This is a genomic window from Aquibacillus albus (assembly GCF_016908325.1).
Lineage (GTDB): Bacteria > Bacillota > Bacilli > Bacillales > Amphibacillaceae > Aquibacillus_A > Aquibacillus_A albus.
In genome coordinates, this window is sequence record NZ_JAFBDR010000003.1 from 40834 (window position 1) to 57991 (window position 17158).

Consider the following 17158-nt stretch of genomic DNA (forward strand, 5'->3'; position numbering starts at 1 on the left):
TACATTCAACCCATCAACTAGACTTGTCTTTTTAATTATAGCAGACAAGTCTAGTCATTAAAATGCTATTTTCGACCTACAAAGCCCTTTCCAGGAATCACCAATAACGATTATTTTACTTGGAAAATCATTTCTTTATCAGCCTGCATTGGAAGACCTGATAATGACTGTACATTTTTAGAGATTACTAGCTTATAAAAGTCATGCTTTGCATAATTACTAGCTGGCTTTACCATTAGTTTTTGTCGGGTTGCATCAAGCTGTACAGTCACTTTTACCTTCGAGCCATTTTCATCAACAACATAAACATGATCACTAGTTAATGTCGTTTCATCAATTCTTGTATTAAATTCAACTGTCCACGTCTTATTTGCCGATGCTGTTTTGTATACTCGATCCACCTGTAAAGTCGGCTGATAGCTTTCCTGATATATGGATTCGACTTGATCAATAAAAATACTTCCATTTGTCTTCAAAGCTGAATCTGTCTGTACCAAATAAATACTGTTTAACTTAAGTGGTCCAACTACTGAATCAGGTACTGGTGCTTTTACATATTTCCAGCCTTGCCAAGTAAGATCGTTATACTCCGTAAAGTTCAAATAATGCTCCTTACCATTGCTGTCGATTAACTTACCACGTAACCAACCTTTATTACTATCTCCATATACCCACATACCAATATACTCTGGAATTCCTTGTACAGGAATTGGATTGTTAGGAGTAATATAGTTTGCTGCCGTACCAGTTCCAGTATGGTAGTTGTAAACTAGTTTCAATGAACCATCTCCTACTGCTGCTGGCTCAAATCCTTTAGAATCACTAACACTTGTTGATGCGTTAGTTCCTTTTGCTTCCCAATCCTTTACATTTTCAAAGTCTTCCATTAAAAGACTGGTAGGATTAAGATAAAGCTTCATCGTTGCCTTTTTTCCACCTAACTCTGCTGATACTTGAACAGTTTTCTTCTTAGATGTCGTTACTCGGAACTTACCTGGAGATATTTGCTCCAGCTCTGATGGAGTGCTCCACTTTACTTGATCACTGTTGAATTGAATTGCTTTACCAGCTGAATCCAGTGCTTGCACATCCAACTCTGCTACATCCTCTTCGTGATAAACGGTACTTTCCGTTAGTAATTTGACTGTGGATGGTTGTGAAACAACTTGAATCGTCTGTGTTGTTGAAGCACCTTCGTAATTAACAACAATCGTTGCTTTCCCTTCTGAAGTTGCACGATAGGTTTGATTTGTCAGGCTCCCAATTCCATTCGTTAACCGAAGTTGAAATTTACTTGGATCAACGGAAAGATTATTATAATACTTGTCCAATAGATAGATAGTTTCTGGGTTCAATGTTATGGTGGCACCCTTTAAAACGGAACCTGCTACAAAAGGCTCCATTAATAATGTGTGCGGGCTCCCTGTCGGCGCGTAGGAAATAGCCTGTAAACTCGCAGATACTGAACGTTCATAACCATCAGAAGGCTTGTTCATTACTGTTACATACTCATAACCATACGGTCGAAGAGCCATTGTAGTTGAGCCTCCGCCGTCTAAATTCAATGCCTGGTCCACACCTAAGCTTTTTAAATAATTCGCAAACTGAGTCAAGTTCATTCCTTTACTAGTCGAACTACGGCCATCTACTGTAACGAAAAATACTTGATTTTTATCTTTATCAATCGCTACTGCGGACCTTGGAGCAACCTCTTTTGCCCGAGAGCTATCTGGATTTATCGATAAGTCTACCTTTCCATCATTAACAAGCATTGGTCCACTACCAAGCATAAACTCGCCATTTTTCCAGCCATCATCAATAGCCGTGTTAATCGTTATTGGATCACCTATTTTAATAGAGGTTAATTCACTTGCTAGTGCACCACCACCAGCAGAAATAATAAAACCATTATCAGGAATAGTGAACTGACGAGATTCTCCATACTTACGAATATCTGTTACTTTTCCTTCAATCGGCTGTCCAATCTCCATTGAATCGAACGGAGTAGGACCCGTATTTTCAATTAAGAACTCCATACCATATTCGTTCGTATCTAGTTTTTCGCCACCGTAGTTGGGCGTATATAAATATATTTTTTGCTCAAATCTAGGATAATCAATACTATAAAACTCATACGATTCGTTATTATGAGAAAAAGACATATCTAATTCAAAATGATCAATCTTCGCTTTCCCCTCTGCATCAACACCAAATGCAATTGGTTCACTGACATAACTATCTTTATTCGTTGATAGGATACCGGTATTTAAGATTTGGTTATTTCGCGCTAATAAATACATAGGAAGCTTACGGTCAAATGTAAAAAAAGAAGCATTGATAGCACCTACAATTCGATGACCATCCTCGTGATTAATCCTTGCCTGCTGAGTCGTCCTCATTAATTTATCGAGGGGATCTGGAATACCTAATTCAACCCCTGCGTATTCGTTATTTAAATCAATTTTAAGTACATTTACCTGTTCCTTCATCCCATCATATGTAGTATTTGTTTGCTCATAGGTGATACCTGGTGAAACGGTAAAGCTTTTATTTTGCGCATGAATTTCTATTGGAATACACGAAAAAAACAACATCAAAACGAGTCCATAAATTGCTGTTACTCTCAGAAGTTTTTGTTTCATTTTTACAGTCCTTTCTTTTTTTACAATTAGGCTATTAGACTAGTTACAAATCACATCCGTCGCTTCATCGTTTTGAATTCATTACTTGTCCATTCGTTATCCCCTTCCCATTTTTAAAATGGCCTCTATCTATTAGACTTAATTTGTCCTTAGAAAGTTTCAAAATCAATTCACTATTTGTATATTTTTGTCATTTGATATATTCATAGTATAAAATAATTCACAGTTCAATCCTATTCGACAAATGTCCTATTCTTTATCGCCGGTTCTTAACATATAAATAAAATAGGCTAAAGTCAGAAAAAGCATGGAATATTCCATGCTTCCCCCAAATAATCATCACGTTTTAGGTAATTCATAATAGCGTAACTCTCGTATCAACTGTTGGATTAGTTCCTCTGTATTATTTATTTGTAATCGTTCTGTTTGGTCAATTAGCTTCTTTAACACAGTTTCATATATTTCTTGTTCCTTCAAAGTTTTCACCCCATTTATGTCAACTAAAACCAACCCACTATATCCTATGAAACAATTTTTTATCCGTTAATTTAATTACTATATCATATTTTAATAGAAAAAAATGTAAATGCAATTAAATACGCTGCTTGTACTTAGCAGGAATGGTTAATATGAAAAGCAATCCAAGTAAAGCACCAATAGAATCTAGTACCACATCTCCGGTAAATGGAGTTCGATTGGGCGTGAACCCTTGGTGTATTTCATCAAAAATGGCATAAGCCACGGTTAAAAAAAGGGCTATTATACTTGGCTTTCGTTTCGTCTTAAAGGTTAAACAAGCAAAGTATAGGAGTACCATAAGCACTAGAAAAACTGTTACATGGGCACCCTTTCGAATGAAAAATTCTATCAAACCATTTATCCCTAATTCCGTAATACTTACCTCTGAATGGTGATAATGAAATTCAATCCAATCAAAATAAGGGATTAAAAAAGACAAATCTAGTGTATTAGATAAAAATGGTTTTATGTCTTGTTCTTGGTATGGTTGTGAAGATGCAAAAAAAATAATCCCCATCCATATAATAGGAAGGATTCGCAATAAAAATATTTTCATAGTAGCTCTCACCTTAATCAATTTATGTAAACCTAAATTAATTGCAATTTTCGTGAAAATTTTTGCTATAATTCTATCATAACTTATTTTTCGTCACTGTGGAGGGGTTTTTAGATGGATTACAACATTTTCCAACAAATTCATGGTCTGGCTCGTTTAAACTCAACGTTAGATTTCATTATGAGTACACTTTCAACCTGGGGATACATCGCTTTTATTTTAGCAATCATTGTACTTCCATTTCTTCCGAGCAAGCGAAAACTAGGATTGCTTGGTTTTCTAGCATTGCTAATAACTTTAGGACTTAACCGGATTTTGAAATGGATGATTGATAGACCAAGGCCTTTTGTCGATCACGATATAGACATTCTTGTGCCAAAGGAACCATCTCCATCTTTTCCTAGTGATCAGGCCCTGATTGCAGGAGTATTTGTTACAATCTACTGTTTGAGGTTTGCGGATCTTAAATTAAGATTACTTGCTATATCGTTAGCTGTATTGGTTGTCATTTCTCGGGTATTTGTTGGACATCATTATCCTGCTGATGTAGTAGCTGGCATGTTTCTTGGTATCATCATTGTTGCAATTGTACATAAAATAGGTATGCAGATTTTAAATAAGCAGGCCAAAGCCAAAATTTCAGCATGAGGTAATGTAAAAAAACTCTAAATATCATGTATTCCAATTGAGTTGACACCGATAGCATGATATAGTTTGAGCAAGAATATAATAGTCTTAATAATAAGCTATGAACTAGGTGATTTCATGAATAAGTTAGCCATTGGATTTATCCTTTTGGGATTAGTCATTTCAGGAATTGGTGGATATCAATTCTTACAAGCCAAAGCAGCAGAAAAAAATAGTCTTACAGAAGCACGATCACTAATCGAAAAACCGGCTTCCAGTCCAAAAGAAAAGAAAGATCCTATTGAAACGATAGAAAATTTTAATCCAAAGGTCGGGGAGACGATAGGTATTTTAGAAATACCTAGCATAGGTGCAGAGCTACCGATTATCGAAGGAACTGACCCAGAAGAGCTAGAAAAGGGCGTCGGCCACTTTAAAGGAAGTGCTTTTCCGACCCAACAGGATCAAATTGTCTTATCTGGACATCGTGATACAGTGTTTCGGAAATTAGGCGAAGTGCAAATTGGTGATCAATTCCTCGTACATTTACCTTATGGAACATTCACGTATGAAATGGTCGATTATCGAATTGTAGATGCGGATGATCGCACCGTTATTAAATCAACTGCACCTGAAGAAGTAATGCTACTCACCACATGTTATCCATTTTCCTATGTTGGTGATGCACCGGATCGATACGTCATATCAGCAAAACCCGTAGATAAAGAAAACTTGGCTAGTGCCAAGCCTTAAGGCGCAGGCGATCGCCTAGTTGCGCTTATACTTAGTTCCTTAAAATTTTTACTACGTCGATTAACTTCATTGCTAAAATTTTATACTTTCCTATAGTGTTAAAAAAACTGCCATTGCAAACTAGCAAGGCAGTTTTTTCGTTTTAGTAATACCAGGATTCAATGTCTGCTTACAAACCAAAAGACTAGGACGGAGCACCATTTGCCCGGCTATACTTAATTTATTTCAACGCTACATTTGAACCATTATTCATTGATTGAAGGGAAGCATCAAATACCTTCATTTGATTCCTAATTTTCTCCTTGGAATAGCTAGGCTGTTTATTTTCTATCACACATTGTGCAAAGTGCTCAACTTGGAGCTTATATTGATCTCCCTCCACCGCAAATTCTTCTACTTCGCCATTTTCCTTTGTTAATTGAATGATACCTGCTCCCCCCTCCAACGTATCCGGACGAAAGGCGCCATTTACATCAATCTTTCCTTTTGATCCGACCACTTGATACGTTTGCCTTGACATTGCTTCAAAACTAGAATCAAACGTTGCTTGTACACCATTAGCAAATGTAAGTACTCCTGCTGTATTCGTTTCAACATTAAATTGTGGGTGAATTTTCGAACTGGCATATACGTTTACAGGTTCTTCGTCTAAAATATTACGAATAACATGTATTGTATAACAGCCTACATCATACATGGAGCCGCCGCCAAGCTCTGGAATTAATCGAATATTTTCCCCATCGTTTAACACAAAAGAAAAACTCGCACGCATGGAGGCCACTTCTCCAATTTCACCATCTTGAATCAGTGCTTTTACTTTTTCATGCTGTGGATGAAACTGGTACATGAATGCTTCCATAAACGTAACGCCATGTTGCTCACAAGCCGCTAACATTTCCTCTAATTCACTAAGGTTAAGCGCAGCAGGCTTTTCACACAATATATGTTTTCCATGCTCCGCTGCTTTGATAACCCATTCTTTATGCATACTGTTCGGTAAAGGTATGTATACGGCTTCAATTTCTGGATCCTGTAACAATCCTTCATAGCTCGTGTATGCAGTTGTAATGCCGAGCTCTTCTGCAGTCTGTTTTGCTTTTTCGCCTCGACTTGCTATCGCTACAACTTCACAGTTATTAGATCGTTCAATCGCAGGAATTACCTGTTCTAGTCCAATATTAGCCGTACTTAATACTCCCCATTTTACTTTTCTCAATCCTTACACCACCTTCACTTTTTAAGGGAGAATTATATCAATTTCTCCTCCCGATCCTTAATTATTTCGTTGTCCATTACGAAAATCCTTTTAACAATTTTGGTTCATCATATAAATCAAACTTATCAATGCTGAAAGCCGAAAACAGACCATGCAAAACAGCAGAAACCAGAGGCTTCTGCTGTTTTGCATAACCAGCCTTTACTTACATCTCATTTAATTTATTTGTATATTTCATAAACTGTTCGTAATTATTGTTTTCTAACGCTCTATCAATTAGACGCTTTAAATTTTCTTTTTCCAATTGCATGATTACTTTATCAATTTGTTCTTCTTTAATTGGTGTCGTATCACCGTTTAAATAAGGATGAATGATGGAATTTAAATGAGTAATAAAATCATCTAGCTTTAATAGTTCAGATAATGCAACACGACTGTATTCTTTACCTTTTTGAAAAACAAACACATCTTGCTCGTTTTCCACCTTTTGTGTCTCTCTGTTTATTCGAATTTCTCTTGACTCTAAAGGAACGAATTGGTACACCTTATCATCTAATGATAAAGAAAAATATTGATAGGCCAATACGACTCGGATACATTTTTCTTCTTCTTTCACGTAATATGGCTTTAACATTTTAACAGAAAGCATCCCTTCACCCCCTTTGAGGAAGAATGATAAATTACCTGTTTTCCTGGTGACTGTAGGAACGAGTTTTTTGATTTAATGTATTATATGATGGGACTTCCCCATAAGTTAATATATTTTCTAAAATAACTGAAAATATATTATGTTCCTATAATAACAGATTATGATAGCGTTTACATAATTAATACACCCATATTTATGAAAATATTTTTCATGATTTGGCAATGTTATGAAATTATCCTGTTTTCCTAAGCTTATATCCGTTATACTCGTAATAGAATGAAATCTGAAGGTGACTAGACGTGAAAAGTTTTCCAATCAAATTTGTAGGTGGTCGAGTAGTTAAAACAGGGATTGCTGTCTTCTTAACATCAATTATTTGCCAATGGCTGAACTGGCCCGCCGTTTTTGCGGTTATCACTGCAATTGTTACGATTGAGCCAACCGTTTCCGATTCCATCAAAAAAGGGCTTGTACGGTTTCCGGCTACTGCTATTGGGTCTGCCTATGCCGTTTTATTTATCTTTTTATTTGGCAACTCCCCTTTCACCTATACAGCGGCTGCACTATGCACAATTATTACTTGCTTTAAATTGAACTTACGCGATGGATTGCTCGTTGCAACACTTACTTCGGTTGCGATGATAGAAGTAATTCACAGCAATTATTTTATTGCTTTCTTTATTCGACTTGGTACAACATCTATTGGTTTACTTGTATCGACATTAGTAAATATGTTTGTGTTGCCGCCGAATTATTCCAAAACGATCATGTCGAATATTCAATCGTTATTAAAAATGACGGGAGAAGAATTAGACACACTTACAAAAGAAATCTTTATTAGTGAAGGGAAGAAAAAGAATCATGATCGTATTCGTCAAACCTTTTCCCTGCTAAAAAAAGAGTTAGATCATACGGAAATGCTGCTCCAGTTTCAAAAAGAGGAATCGAAATATCATCGTTTTGATGAAGAGGAACAAAAGGTATATAACACGGAACAAGATCAGCTTTCTAAGCTTCGTCTGATCCATTATCATATTGGTAATTTAATTGGTACGCCTTTACATACAGTATCATGGGAACAAGATCAGTGTAATAAGTTGATTCAGGCTGTATCCTCACTGGCTGATACAATGAAGCAGCCTAGCCATTTCCGATTAAATAAGCATCGCGAACAGGTGCATGAACTGATGGATCAGTTTTGGGCCAGTAAAAATGTAGCAGAAACAAAACAGGAAACAACCCAAAATAGTAACCTGTTCTCTGCGGAAATTATTATTTTATATGAACTTTTATCGATTTATAATTTAGTAGAATCACTTTTAATAGATGCGAAAAAATAGAATCAGTTGGATCGTATTCCTCTGATTCTATTTTTTCATCCTATCCCTCATATACTTGCTCAATGTATTGTTTTCCTTCTATCGTGTACCAGTTACTAGCGTTTACAGCAATCCACTCCCCACTATTTTCTATTTCAAAAAGATGTACATTGGTACCAGAAGCTGGTTCTTTCCTTGTATCAAGATAGTTTAATTGCATTTCCTTCTGGTTATAAAACGCTATGACATCGTTCACTGTCAATTCGAAGGATTCTTCATGTGAGCCAAATAGCTGCTCCAAAGAGGCAATTTTCCACGTGCCATCTACCTCTTTCAACATAACATTAAATTTTGATCCGCTATTAATTTGATTTGCTGGTTGGTAAGCCACTATTGTTATTTGATCATCTGATTGTCTTATTTCTTCATGTATATCCAAATGCATCTTCCCTACTAAAGGACTTGGTGCATCACAAAAACAGAAAAAAGCCTCCATCTTGTCCATGATTTCTCTAGCTATAAATTCTTCTGTGAAATAGTCTTTTACAATTGGATAAATTGCTTTTTCAAATTGCTCGACAGATGGTTCGATTTCCTCTATTGATTCATACCAGCCATTTGCCTCAATTGTATCGATAACGTCACGTTCTACAGTCCCAATCTGTTCTAACAATTTCACCAATTGTTGCTGCGAAACTGTACTTTCGTTCACAGCAGAAGCTTGGACCTGAGAGCTCTTTATTTGTTTTTTGTTCGGGGCGGTCTCGGATTGAAGCTTCTTTGTACTCAGAGATAACTGTTCCATTTCTTTTAACTGACCATCATCATTATTAAAACCATTAATACTCATTCCACATGCAGTTAATAAAACCAAGCAAGCTACAATAACAAAGAAAGAATATTTAAACATCGGATTCCTCCAATCTAAGCATAGATGAATAATTTCTATTCGCGCTTGTTCCAATTCGTGTCATTTTACCGTACTATCTGAACACCTCTATTAGATTTTCTTTTCTACTAGTCTATTACTAGCAACTATTTTTTATACATAAAATCATAATTATTTAAGACTTTTTGAACACCCACTTTTACTTGTTTGATAGCATTAATCCGTGACTGTACGGAAGGAATTAGGTTAGAATGAAGAAAAGACATGAATAAAGAGGGTGAAATCATGCAGTCTGTTCGCTATATCCCGATCAGTGAATCAGCACTTATCGTTGAATTCAGTGATACCATCGATCTGCATTTAAATAACAGAATATTGCAACTTTCAAAGAATCTAGTTAACAACCCTTTCCCTGGTTTCATTGAGGCTGTACCTGCCTATACGACTATCACCATTCATTTTGATCCAGTTAAAATGAAAGAGAATCCCTATGATCAAATCATTTCGGTAATCGATCATTATTTAACTAGGTCAACCAAGGATGTACGTCGGAAAAAAACGGTTAAAATCCCAGTTTGCTACGAGGAGGAATTTGGCCTCGATCTAGACATAGTGGCCTCGCACAATCAGCTTACAAGAGAGCAAGTGATTGACATACATACAGCGAAAATCTATGATGTTTACTTTTTAGGATTTTCACCTGGCTTTCCTTTTCTAGGTGGAATGGACCCCCGTATCGCAACACCCAGAAAAAAAACACCACGCCTTCAACTACCGGCAGGATCTGTTGGTATTGCAGGGTCACAGACAGGGGTTTATCCAAGCACCACACCAGGCGGTTGGCAAATCATAGGGCGAACGCCCGTGAAGCTATTACAATTAGAAAATCCATCCCCTACCTTACTGCAGCCAGGGGATCGTGTTCAGTTTTACTCCATTTCTAGAGAAGACTTTTTTAACCAGAAACAGGAGGATGTCACATGGGATTACGAATCATAGAGGAAGGCTTTATTACAACCATTCAAGATTTAGGCAGATATGGTTATCAATCATTCGGTTTTTCTGTGAATGGTGTAATGGATAATTGGGCAATGCGTCTGGCTAATATCGCATTGAACAACCATGAAACGGAAGCGGTATTGGAAATGAGCTTTCTTGGACCTAGTATTGAATTTGAAGAAGATATGATTATCTGCCTCTCAGGAGCAGATATGTCACCTTCTATAAACGAAAAGCCTGTTACAAACGGGAAACCACTTACTGTGAACCAAGGAGATACGCTTCAATTGCGGACAGCTAAAACAGGGATTCACTGTTACTTAGCGGTCAAGGGTGGACTTAAAATTCCGGAGGTTTTACATAGTAAAAGTACCGACATGAAAGTGGAACTGGGTGGGTTTCAAGGGAGAAAGCTTCAAACTGGAGATGTCATTCCAATCCATCAACCGATGAAATCACGTCCATTCAACTGGTATTTATCGAAGAAATTGTTTAGCTATCTAGATCAAAATCCAACGGTTATCCACTTTATTGAAGGAAAACAGTATGACTGGTTTACCGAAGAAAGCAAACAAACCTTCGAAAACGAACTATTTCAATTATCGACGCAGTCAGATCGAATGGGCTATCGTTTAACTGGACCATCCTTACATTTTAAAAAACAGCAAGAGCTTATTACAGAAGGAGTAAGCTTTGGTACCATTCAAGTTCCTTCAAGTGGTCATCCGATTGTTTTAATGGCAGATCGTCAACCAACAGGAGGCTATCCGAAAATTGGACAAGTAATACAAGCAGACCTTCCTCTATTCAGTCAACTGCGTCCAAGTAAAGCCTTCACTTTTAAAAAGTGCAGCTTATCAGATGCTTATCGTCGTCTACTCGCTACGGAAACAGAACTTAACCAAATAAGGTCTGCTACTAAATTACGATGGGAGGCAATCGATTCATGATCCAAACAGATCTAAATTGTGACATGGGAGAAAGCTATGGCAGCTACTCATTAGGAAATGACCAAGAAGTAATCAAGTATGTGTCATCTGTTAATATTGCGTGCGGATATCATGCAGGTGATCCAGCAACAATGGACACCACTGTTCAACTGGCAATCAAACATAACGTTCGAATAGGAGCACATCCTGGTTTACCAGATTTGAATGGTTTTGGGCGAAGAGAGATGAAATTGACTCCAAGTGAGGTCTACCAATTAATCGTTTATCAGGTCGGCGCACTTAACGGGTTCGTGCAGGCAAATGGGGCTAAATTGAATCACGTAAAACCGCATGGTGCACTATACAATATGGCAGCAAAGGATAAAACAATTGCTAATGCTATCGCCGAAGCTATCTATCATTTAGATACTAGTTTAACCTTGTTTGGTCTATCAAACAGTGAATTAACAAAAGCAGGGGAAAAACTTGGAATTCCTGTTGCACATGAAGTATTTGCGGACCGAACTTATCAGGCAGATGGATCCTTGACACCAAGGAGCGAGCCGAATGCTGTTTTGACGAGCGAGGAAGCTGCAATGACGCAAATTGATCAAATGATTAAGCATCAAACGGTAACAACAGTGGACGGTAAAACCATCCCGTTAAAAGCGGACACAATCTGTATTCACGGTGATAACCCTAAAGCAGTTGGTTTCGCAAAGCAGCTTTATCAACACTTTATTTCTTCAGGAATTAAATTAGGGAATCTATCATAGTGTCGACCGCCTTATGGTGTTCCTTCCTCTCTAGTTGTTTTGCTGATAGACAAAACAATCATTTTTATCAATACAAGACAAGTGTTGATACCCTTGTTCACCTTTTTCATAGATTATATTGTGGGGTATCCGTAATCCAAAGGGTTTATACAATCTCCTTGGGCGGAAACACGGTTGACTGATCTCCGCTCAGTCAACCGTTATTTTTATATGAAGAGGAACAGCTGCCGCACTTTCAAACATAGGACAACCCATACACTACATAATTATTAATAGGTAGAAAAATACTATTTGTGGGTATATTAGGATGTGTTTCTTTTATGATTAACTTAAAATTCTTAACAGTAAATCAAATCACCTCCTATTTTATTGATGAAATACAACAATATCATAAGCCAGATCAGCAGCCATCTTTCCTAACAGTTGAATATTATAATGGCGTCTATTACTTAATTGGTGGATTTAAACGATTTAATCAGCTTATCAGAACAAACTACCATCATCCTGTCCCCTGTTTTCTTCATCCAAGACCATCTGTTTCTAACATAAATCGAATGCTTAAGATTCTTGATCAAGGAATTCATAAAGAAAAGACGAATTGGAGATTTAAGTATTATTATATTCATACATTAACCAAAACTTATGGGATCGATATCGATGTGATAGCAACTCATGTACACGTTAATAAAGCATATATTTTAAACTATATGATTTATCAAGAGATTCCAGATTATTATAAAGAAAGAGCGATTAAATCAAACAGTAGTCGTTTAATAAACAGTATCTACTTACACCCAGAAATTCCCAAAGCAGAGAAACTTCATTATTACGAGCTAGCTGTTAATAAAAGACTTTCTTATCTTCAATTCACCCTTATTTCCGGTTACTATAATTCCTTACTTCATGGCCTATATGTCCACCCAACAACCATCTATCGGCTTCGGTTTTCATAAGAAAACTAGCACCTTGTTCCAATTGCAAAAAGCTATAATACGCAGTATACGATTAATGCGCAATACTTTGAAGTTTATTGACGGACGATAAGAGTGGTTGACCACCGCTGTGGAAAAACACTCGCTTTCCGCGGGCAACGCTTCAACTTCTTTTTTTTACCACCTTAACATGTTATATGTATCCAGGACTCGCATTAAAAAAGGAGCACATCTCTTATTATAGGATATTAAAGCCAGGACCTTTTTCAGATCCTGGCCATTTACTTATTTTATAAAATTAAATTAATGTTTCAACAGAGCCTTCTTCTCTTAATTGTTCAGCAATTTCACCTATCTTACTTTGCTTTTGCTGATTCAATAGCTCCTCTTCGATTTGATCTCTAACTTCATCTAGTTCTGGTACGTCTTCTCCACCTTGACTAGCAATTTGTTCGTAATATTCTTCTACTTCTTGATCTGTTACTTCCACGTCTGTCACTGTTTGTTCTAAATATTCTTGTAAAAGTACTTCGAATGAAATTTGTGCGCGTAATGAATCCTCAGTAAGTTGAAGGCTTGCTAACGTTTCTTCAAACTGCTCATCAGTTTCATACTGGGACTTGATTTGTTCAATATTCGAATCTACTTCTTCTGTTGGAACTTCAATTCCTTTTTCTTTAGCATCTTGTTGAATTAATTTTTGATTAATTAATTCATTTAATGTTTGTTCCTTTAATTGTTCTGAATCACTTTCTGTTTGTCCATATTGCTGTAGCATCATTTTCGTTTGTGCGTACATCATGTTGTACTCTTGTCCACTAATTTCTTCACCATTAACTGTTGCAACTACTTCATTTTCATCTACTGTTTCGCTATCATCAACCGCAGGTGCGGGTTCTTCTGCTCCTTCATCTGTTCCTTGCTCAGGACTTTCTTCCGTACCTGGATCAGTTGTCTGTTCTTGTTCTTCTTCGCCTCCACAGGCAGTAAGCAACAAACTTAATGTAATTGCAATGAATAAGATTGTAAGTTTTTTCATGTTAACCCTCTTTTCTCGATTGTTGTCCCTACATTTAAACATGCTCGTCCTTTCATTTCAAATCGAGCAAATAAAGGTAATCAGCTACAATCACACTTATTCTAGGCTTAAACCATGTATTTTACATTTCATTTACAGTTCGGTGACACAATAAACAGGAGCCTGATGAGATTTACAAAAAAGTTTTGCAACAAAAAAAGCAGGTTTCCCTGCTTTTTAAATACGTATTCGCTATTCATCACCCTAGAAAAATCCCACCATATACTAATGCTCCAATAATCACAAACGCCGGGTGAACCTTTAATCTTTCCATCAATAAAAAGCTGACGAGCGCAATACCTATCATCTGCCAAGCTCCAGCATCTAGGTAAGAAGTATGGAAAAAATCAAAAGCCATAACTCCTAATAAAATAGCTATCGTTGGTCTAATTAACATACTCATATTTTTCACTCGTGGTGAATCTTTAAATTTAAGTAGAATACTTAATAAAACAACCATTAAAATTAGTGAAGGAGCAACCGTTGCAAAAACGCCAACACCAGCACCTAATATACCACCTTGTTGGTATCCAATAAATCCAGCCATTTTGGTCGCTATTGGCCCTGGTAATGCATTCGCCATTGCCAGCATTTCACTAAAGTCGTTAACTGTCAGCCATCCATATCGATCGACTACTTCCTTTTCCACTAACGGAATCGAAGCAGGACCACCGCCATAGCCTACTATCCCAGGTATAAAAAATGCAAGAAAAATTTCCCAATAAGTCATGATGATTGCCCCTCTTTCTGTGGAACATGAGATTGGTTATTTTGATTATCCGATTTCTCTGATTTATCCGGTTTAGCTATCGCATAGATAAGTAAAGCTGCAATTAATATTCCCGGATGCATTCCCGCCCACTCAATAAGTAGTAAAGAAGCTACTGCCAAGATAATCGTAACCGTCCAACCAAGGCCACCTTTAGATTTTTTTAAGAAGTCATAGGTTAATACTGCAAGCATCACTCCAACAACAGGAACAACAGCTAACGTCATTCCTTTGACCCAGGCTACTTCACTCATAGATGATAGAAAAGATAATAAAATAATCATAATAACAATCGTTGGAACAATTGTAGCTAACACTGCATTAATCATACCGACAATTCCTGAAACTCGATACCCGATATAACCTGCCATCTTTGTTGCAATCGGGCCTGGTAACGAGTTACCTAATGCGAGGATGTTTGCAAATTCTTCATCATCCATCCACTTATACTTTTCTACTACTTCTTTTTTAACCAATGGGATGGACGACGGACCGCCACCATACCCCAGCATGCCTACTCGGAAGAAGGCTAAAAAAATATGCCAATGTTCTTTCATTCCATTCATCCCTTTATTATATAGTCGATTGTACATCCATACACGTTGATAGCTATCTTATACATCTTAGTACCTTCACATGCGCAGTTCCATCTACCAACAACCAAAAATTAGAAAAAATTCACTTTTAATATAATTAACTATTTAAAAATATTAAATATAATTACTTTTGTTAATTATTTGATTATTTTTCATTAACAATTGTATTCTTTTAATGATTATATACGAAAAGTGAGTTAAAATAAAGAATAAACATAGTATTCATAATATTTTAATTTTTCATAAAAGGAAAGGAGGGATAAGATAATGAAATTAGATTACACAGATAAAAAAATTATTGAATTACTTGTAGAAGATGGTAGGCTATCCTACACAGATATTGGAAAGGAATTAAATTTATCAAGAGTTGCGGTTCGTTCGCGTGTGAATCAATTAATGGAAGAAGGTATTATTGAAAAATTCACATGTGTCGTAAATAGTGAAAAAGTCGGTAAAGAGGTATCTGCTTTTTTTGAAGTGGATTGTGAGCCTGCATTTCTAGTGGAAGTCGCAGAGAATTTAGTCAATCATCCTGCCGTCGCTAGCTGTTACCAAATGACCGGGCCAAGCACCCTACACATGCATGTACTCGTGAATGATTTCAACCAATTAGAGACCTTTATAAATGAGGAGCTTTACGCTTTAAAAGGGATTTCTCGTGTTGAAAGTCATATATTGCTTCGTCGTTTCAAAAGTCGCACGGGGTTGAAGCTATAATATTATAAAAAAAACCGGGGAAACTTCTCCCGGTTTTCCTTTCACGAACCATTACTTTCTTCTTGTAATCAATCATCATTCCTTTTCACTTATGCCATCACTTTAAACTGCTCTCTTGTGACCTGCCATTGAAGCGGTTCACTTTTCAAAAATCGTTCATACTCCGCCAACATATAAGCACCCATTCTGCCACATTCAGTTCCTTCACTTCCTGCTAAATGCGGTGTTAACACGACATTTGAAAGTGTATATAGAGGTGAATCTTTTTCAGGTGGTTCTGGATCAGTTACATCTAACACAGCGGTAATATCGTCTCGACGCTTCAAGACATCTACCATTTCTTGTTCTCGAACAATTGCACCTCTTGCCGTATTGATAAAGCTTGCGTTTTGTTTCATCAAGTCAAAATGCTCTCCAGTTATCATACCGACCGTTTCCTTAAGTAGCGGAGTATGAAGAGAGACAAGATCAGACTGCTTAAAAATATCCTCCAGCGAACAAAGGGTGACACCTAATTGATTGGCATCTTCTTCTGTAACAAACGGATCGTACGTAAGCACCTTCATGTCATAGGCTTTTAATAACCGAATCACATGACGACCAACCATGCTTAACGAAATAATACCAACTGTACTTCCATATCCCCCGACTATATCAAAAGGCTTTGGTGGAAAACTTTTCGCCTGTTGAATTCCTCGGACAAACTGCCACCCATTTTTCAAACAAAATAAAATTTGGGATATTGTAAATTCTGCGACAGGGATCGCATTCGCATCAGCAGCATTCGTAATAATAATATTACGATCCCAAGACTCATCTGTTGCAACTTGTTTAATTGAACCAGCTGCATAAAACAACGCTTTCAAATTAGGTGCAGCATCCAGGAATGCTTTGTCCAATTTGGGAGCTCCCCAACCGGAAAAAATAACCTCGACATCCTTTAAAATAGAAGGATTCTTCAGCACATCATCCGTTGTTAATGGCGGGGCATAGACCTCTGCTTTTTCTTCAATACCCTGACGAACCTCTGCTGGATATACCAAATCAAAGACATCTTGCTTCATAATATATAATGCTTTCACACTCTTCACCTCTACTTTTTAGCTTTTTTCATTAGGATGTACGAACTTCTAATCAGCAAGTACCAATTTGAAATAAGTATAGAAAACTATGAAAACGTTGTCAAAATAAA

The 17158-nt window shown here is 36.9% G+C and carries 18 protein-coding genes; 8 read left to right on the forward strand and 10 right to left on the reverse strand.

The features are described from left to right. Positions 1 to 110: 110 nt before the first annotated feature. The 3 genes from JOC48_RS03640 to JOC48_RS03650 form a co-directional block, all read right to left on the reverse strand. Complete coding sequence (locus tag JOC48_RS03640; RefSeq protein WP_204497701.1) at positions 111 to 2642, reverse strand: phosphodiester glycosidase family protein; 2532 nt, start codon at positions 2640 to 2642, stop codon at positions 111 to 113. A 339-nt stretch (positions 2643 to 2981) separates the two neighbouring features. Then, positions 2982 to 3119: a hypothetical protein gene (locus JOC48_RS03645; protein ID WP_204497702.1), complete on the reverse strand. Its 138-nt coding sequence runs from the start codon at positions 3117 to 3119 to the stop codon at positions 2982 to 2984. Between the two features lie 115 nt (positions 3120 to 3234). Next, entirely contained in the window at positions 3235 to 3717 is a 483-nt protein-coding gene (locus tag JOC48_RS03650) for a VanZ family protein (RefSeq protein WP_204497703.1), read from the reverse strand. 114 nt (positions 3718 to 3831) lie between these two features. Between JOC48_RS03650 and JOC48_RS03655 the strand changes: the two genes are divergently transcribed. Both JOC48_RS03655 and JOC48_RS03660 read left to right on the forward strand, forming a co-directional pair. Next, positions 3832 to 4365, forward strand: coding sequence for a phosphatase PAP2 family protein (locus JOC48_RS03655; protein WP_204497704.1), 534 nt, complete (start codon positions 3832 to 3834; stop codon positions 4363 to 4365). Between the two features lie 117 nt (positions 4366 to 4482). Then, complete coding sequence (locus JOC48_RS03660) at positions 4483 to 5097, forward strand: class D sortase (RefSeq protein ID WP_204497705.1); 615 nt, start codon at positions 4483 to 4485, stop codon at positions 5095 to 5097. 220 nt (positions 5098 to 5317) lie between these two features. Here the strand turns inward: JOC48_RS03660 and JOC48_RS03665 are convergent, their stop codons facing one another. Beyond that, a complete protein-coding gene (locus tag JOC48_RS03665; protein WP_204497706.1) occupies positions 5318 to 6313 on the reverse strand; it encodes a Gfo/Idh/MocA family protein in 996 nt (331 codons plus the stop codon). A gap of 205 nt (positions 6314 to 6518) precedes the next feature. Continuing rightward, positions 6519 to 6962, reverse strand: a complete 444-nt coding sequence (locus JOC48_RS03670) for an IDEAL domain-containing protein (protein ID WP_204497707.1) — start codon at positions 6960 to 6962, stop codon at positions 6519 to 6521. Positions 6963 to 7261: 299 nt separating this feature from the next. Here JOC48_RS03670 and JOC48_RS03675 point away from each other — a divergent pair, with 299 nt between their 5' ends. Continuing rightward, a complete protein-coding gene (locus JOC48_RS03675; protein WP_204497708.1) occupies positions 7262 to 8302 on the forward strand; it encodes an aromatic acid exporter family protein in 1041 nt (346 codons plus the stop codon). Between the two features lie 40 nt (positions 8303 to 8342). On the opposite strand, the gene JOC48_RS03680 is transcribed toward JOC48_RS03675, so the two are convergent. Then, complete coding sequence (locus JOC48_RS03680) at positions 8343 to 9191, reverse strand: hypothetical protein (RefSeq protein WP_204497709.1); 849 nt, start codon at positions 9189 to 9191, stop codon at positions 8343 to 8345. Positions 9192 to 9434: 243 nt separating this feature from the next. Here JOC48_RS03680 and pxpB point away from each other — a divergent pair, with 243 nt between their 5' ends. From pxpB to JOC48_RS03700, 4 genes are all read left to right on the forward strand, one after another. Then, on the forward strand, positions 9435 to 10169 hold the full coding sequence (gene pxpB, locus JOC48_RS03685) for a 5-oxoprolinase subunit PxpB (RefSeq protein ID WP_239584174.1): 735 nt from the start codon (positions 9435 to 9437) through the stop codon (positions 10167 to 10169). After that, positions 10151 to 11119, forward strand: coding sequence for a 5-oxoprolinase subunit C family protein (locus JOC48_RS03690; protein ID WP_204497710.1), 969 nt, complete (start codon positions 10151 to 10153; stop codon positions 11117 to 11119). The genes pxpB and JOC48_RS03690 overlap by 19 nt, the downstream gene beginning before the upstream one ends. Continuing rightward, entirely contained in the window at positions 11116 to 11874 is a 759-nt protein-coding gene (locus tag JOC48_RS03695) for a 5-oxoprolinase subunit PxpA (protein WP_204497711.1), read from the forward strand. The genes JOC48_RS03690 and JOC48_RS03695 overlap by 4 nt, the downstream gene beginning before the upstream one ends. A 320-nt stretch (positions 11875 to 12194) precedes the next feature. After that, positions 12195 to 12827 carry a hypothetical protein gene (locus JOC48_RS03700; protein WP_204497712.1) on the forward strand — a complete coding sequence of 211 codons (633 nt, stop codon included), beginning with the start codon at positions 12195 to 12197 and terminating at the stop codon, positions 12825 to 12827. A gap of 277 nt (positions 12828 to 13104) precedes the next feature. Here the strand turns inward: JOC48_RS03700 and JOC48_RS03705 are convergent, their stop codons facing one another. The 3 genes from JOC48_RS03705 to JOC48_RS03715 all read right to left on the reverse strand — a co-directional run bounded on the left by JOC48_RS03705 (position 13105) and on the right by JOC48_RS03715 (position 15210). After that, positions 13105 to 13845, reverse strand: a complete 741-nt coding sequence (locus JOC48_RS03705; RefSeq protein WP_204497713.1) for a SurA N-terminal domain-containing protein — start codon at positions 13843 to 13845, stop codon at positions 13105 to 13107. Positions 13846 to 14083: 238 nt separating this feature from the next. Next, positions 14084 to 14614: a chromate transporter gene (locus JOC48_RS03710; protein ID WP_204497714.1), complete on the reverse strand. Its 531-nt coding sequence runs from the start codon at positions 14612 to 14614 to the stop codon at positions 14084 to 14086. Next, positions 14611 to 15210 (reverse strand): chromate transporter, encoded by a 600-nt coding sequence (locus JOC48_RS03715; RefSeq protein ID WP_204497715.1) that lies wholly within the window; start codon positions 15208 to 15210, stop codon positions 14611 to 14613. Before JOC48_RS03715 ends, JOC48_RS03710 begins: the two co-directional genes overlap by 4 nt. 306 nt (positions 15211 to 15516) lie before the next feature. Between JOC48_RS03715 and JOC48_RS03720 the strand changes: the two genes are divergently transcribed. After that, entirely contained in the window at positions 15517 to 15966 is a 450-nt protein-coding gene (locus JOC48_RS03720) for an Lrp/AsnC family transcriptional regulator (RefSeq protein WP_204497716.1), read from the forward strand. 89 nt (positions 15967 to 16055) lie between these two features. Here the strand turns inward: JOC48_RS03720 and JOC48_RS03725 are convergent, their stop codons facing one another. Then, positions 16056 to 17048: a hydroxyacid dehydrogenase gene (locus tag JOC48_RS03725; RefSeq protein WP_338024225.1), complete on the reverse strand. Its 993-nt coding sequence runs from the start codon at positions 17046 to 17048 to the stop codon at positions 16056 to 16058. Positions 17049 to 17158: the final 110 nt, after the last annotated feature.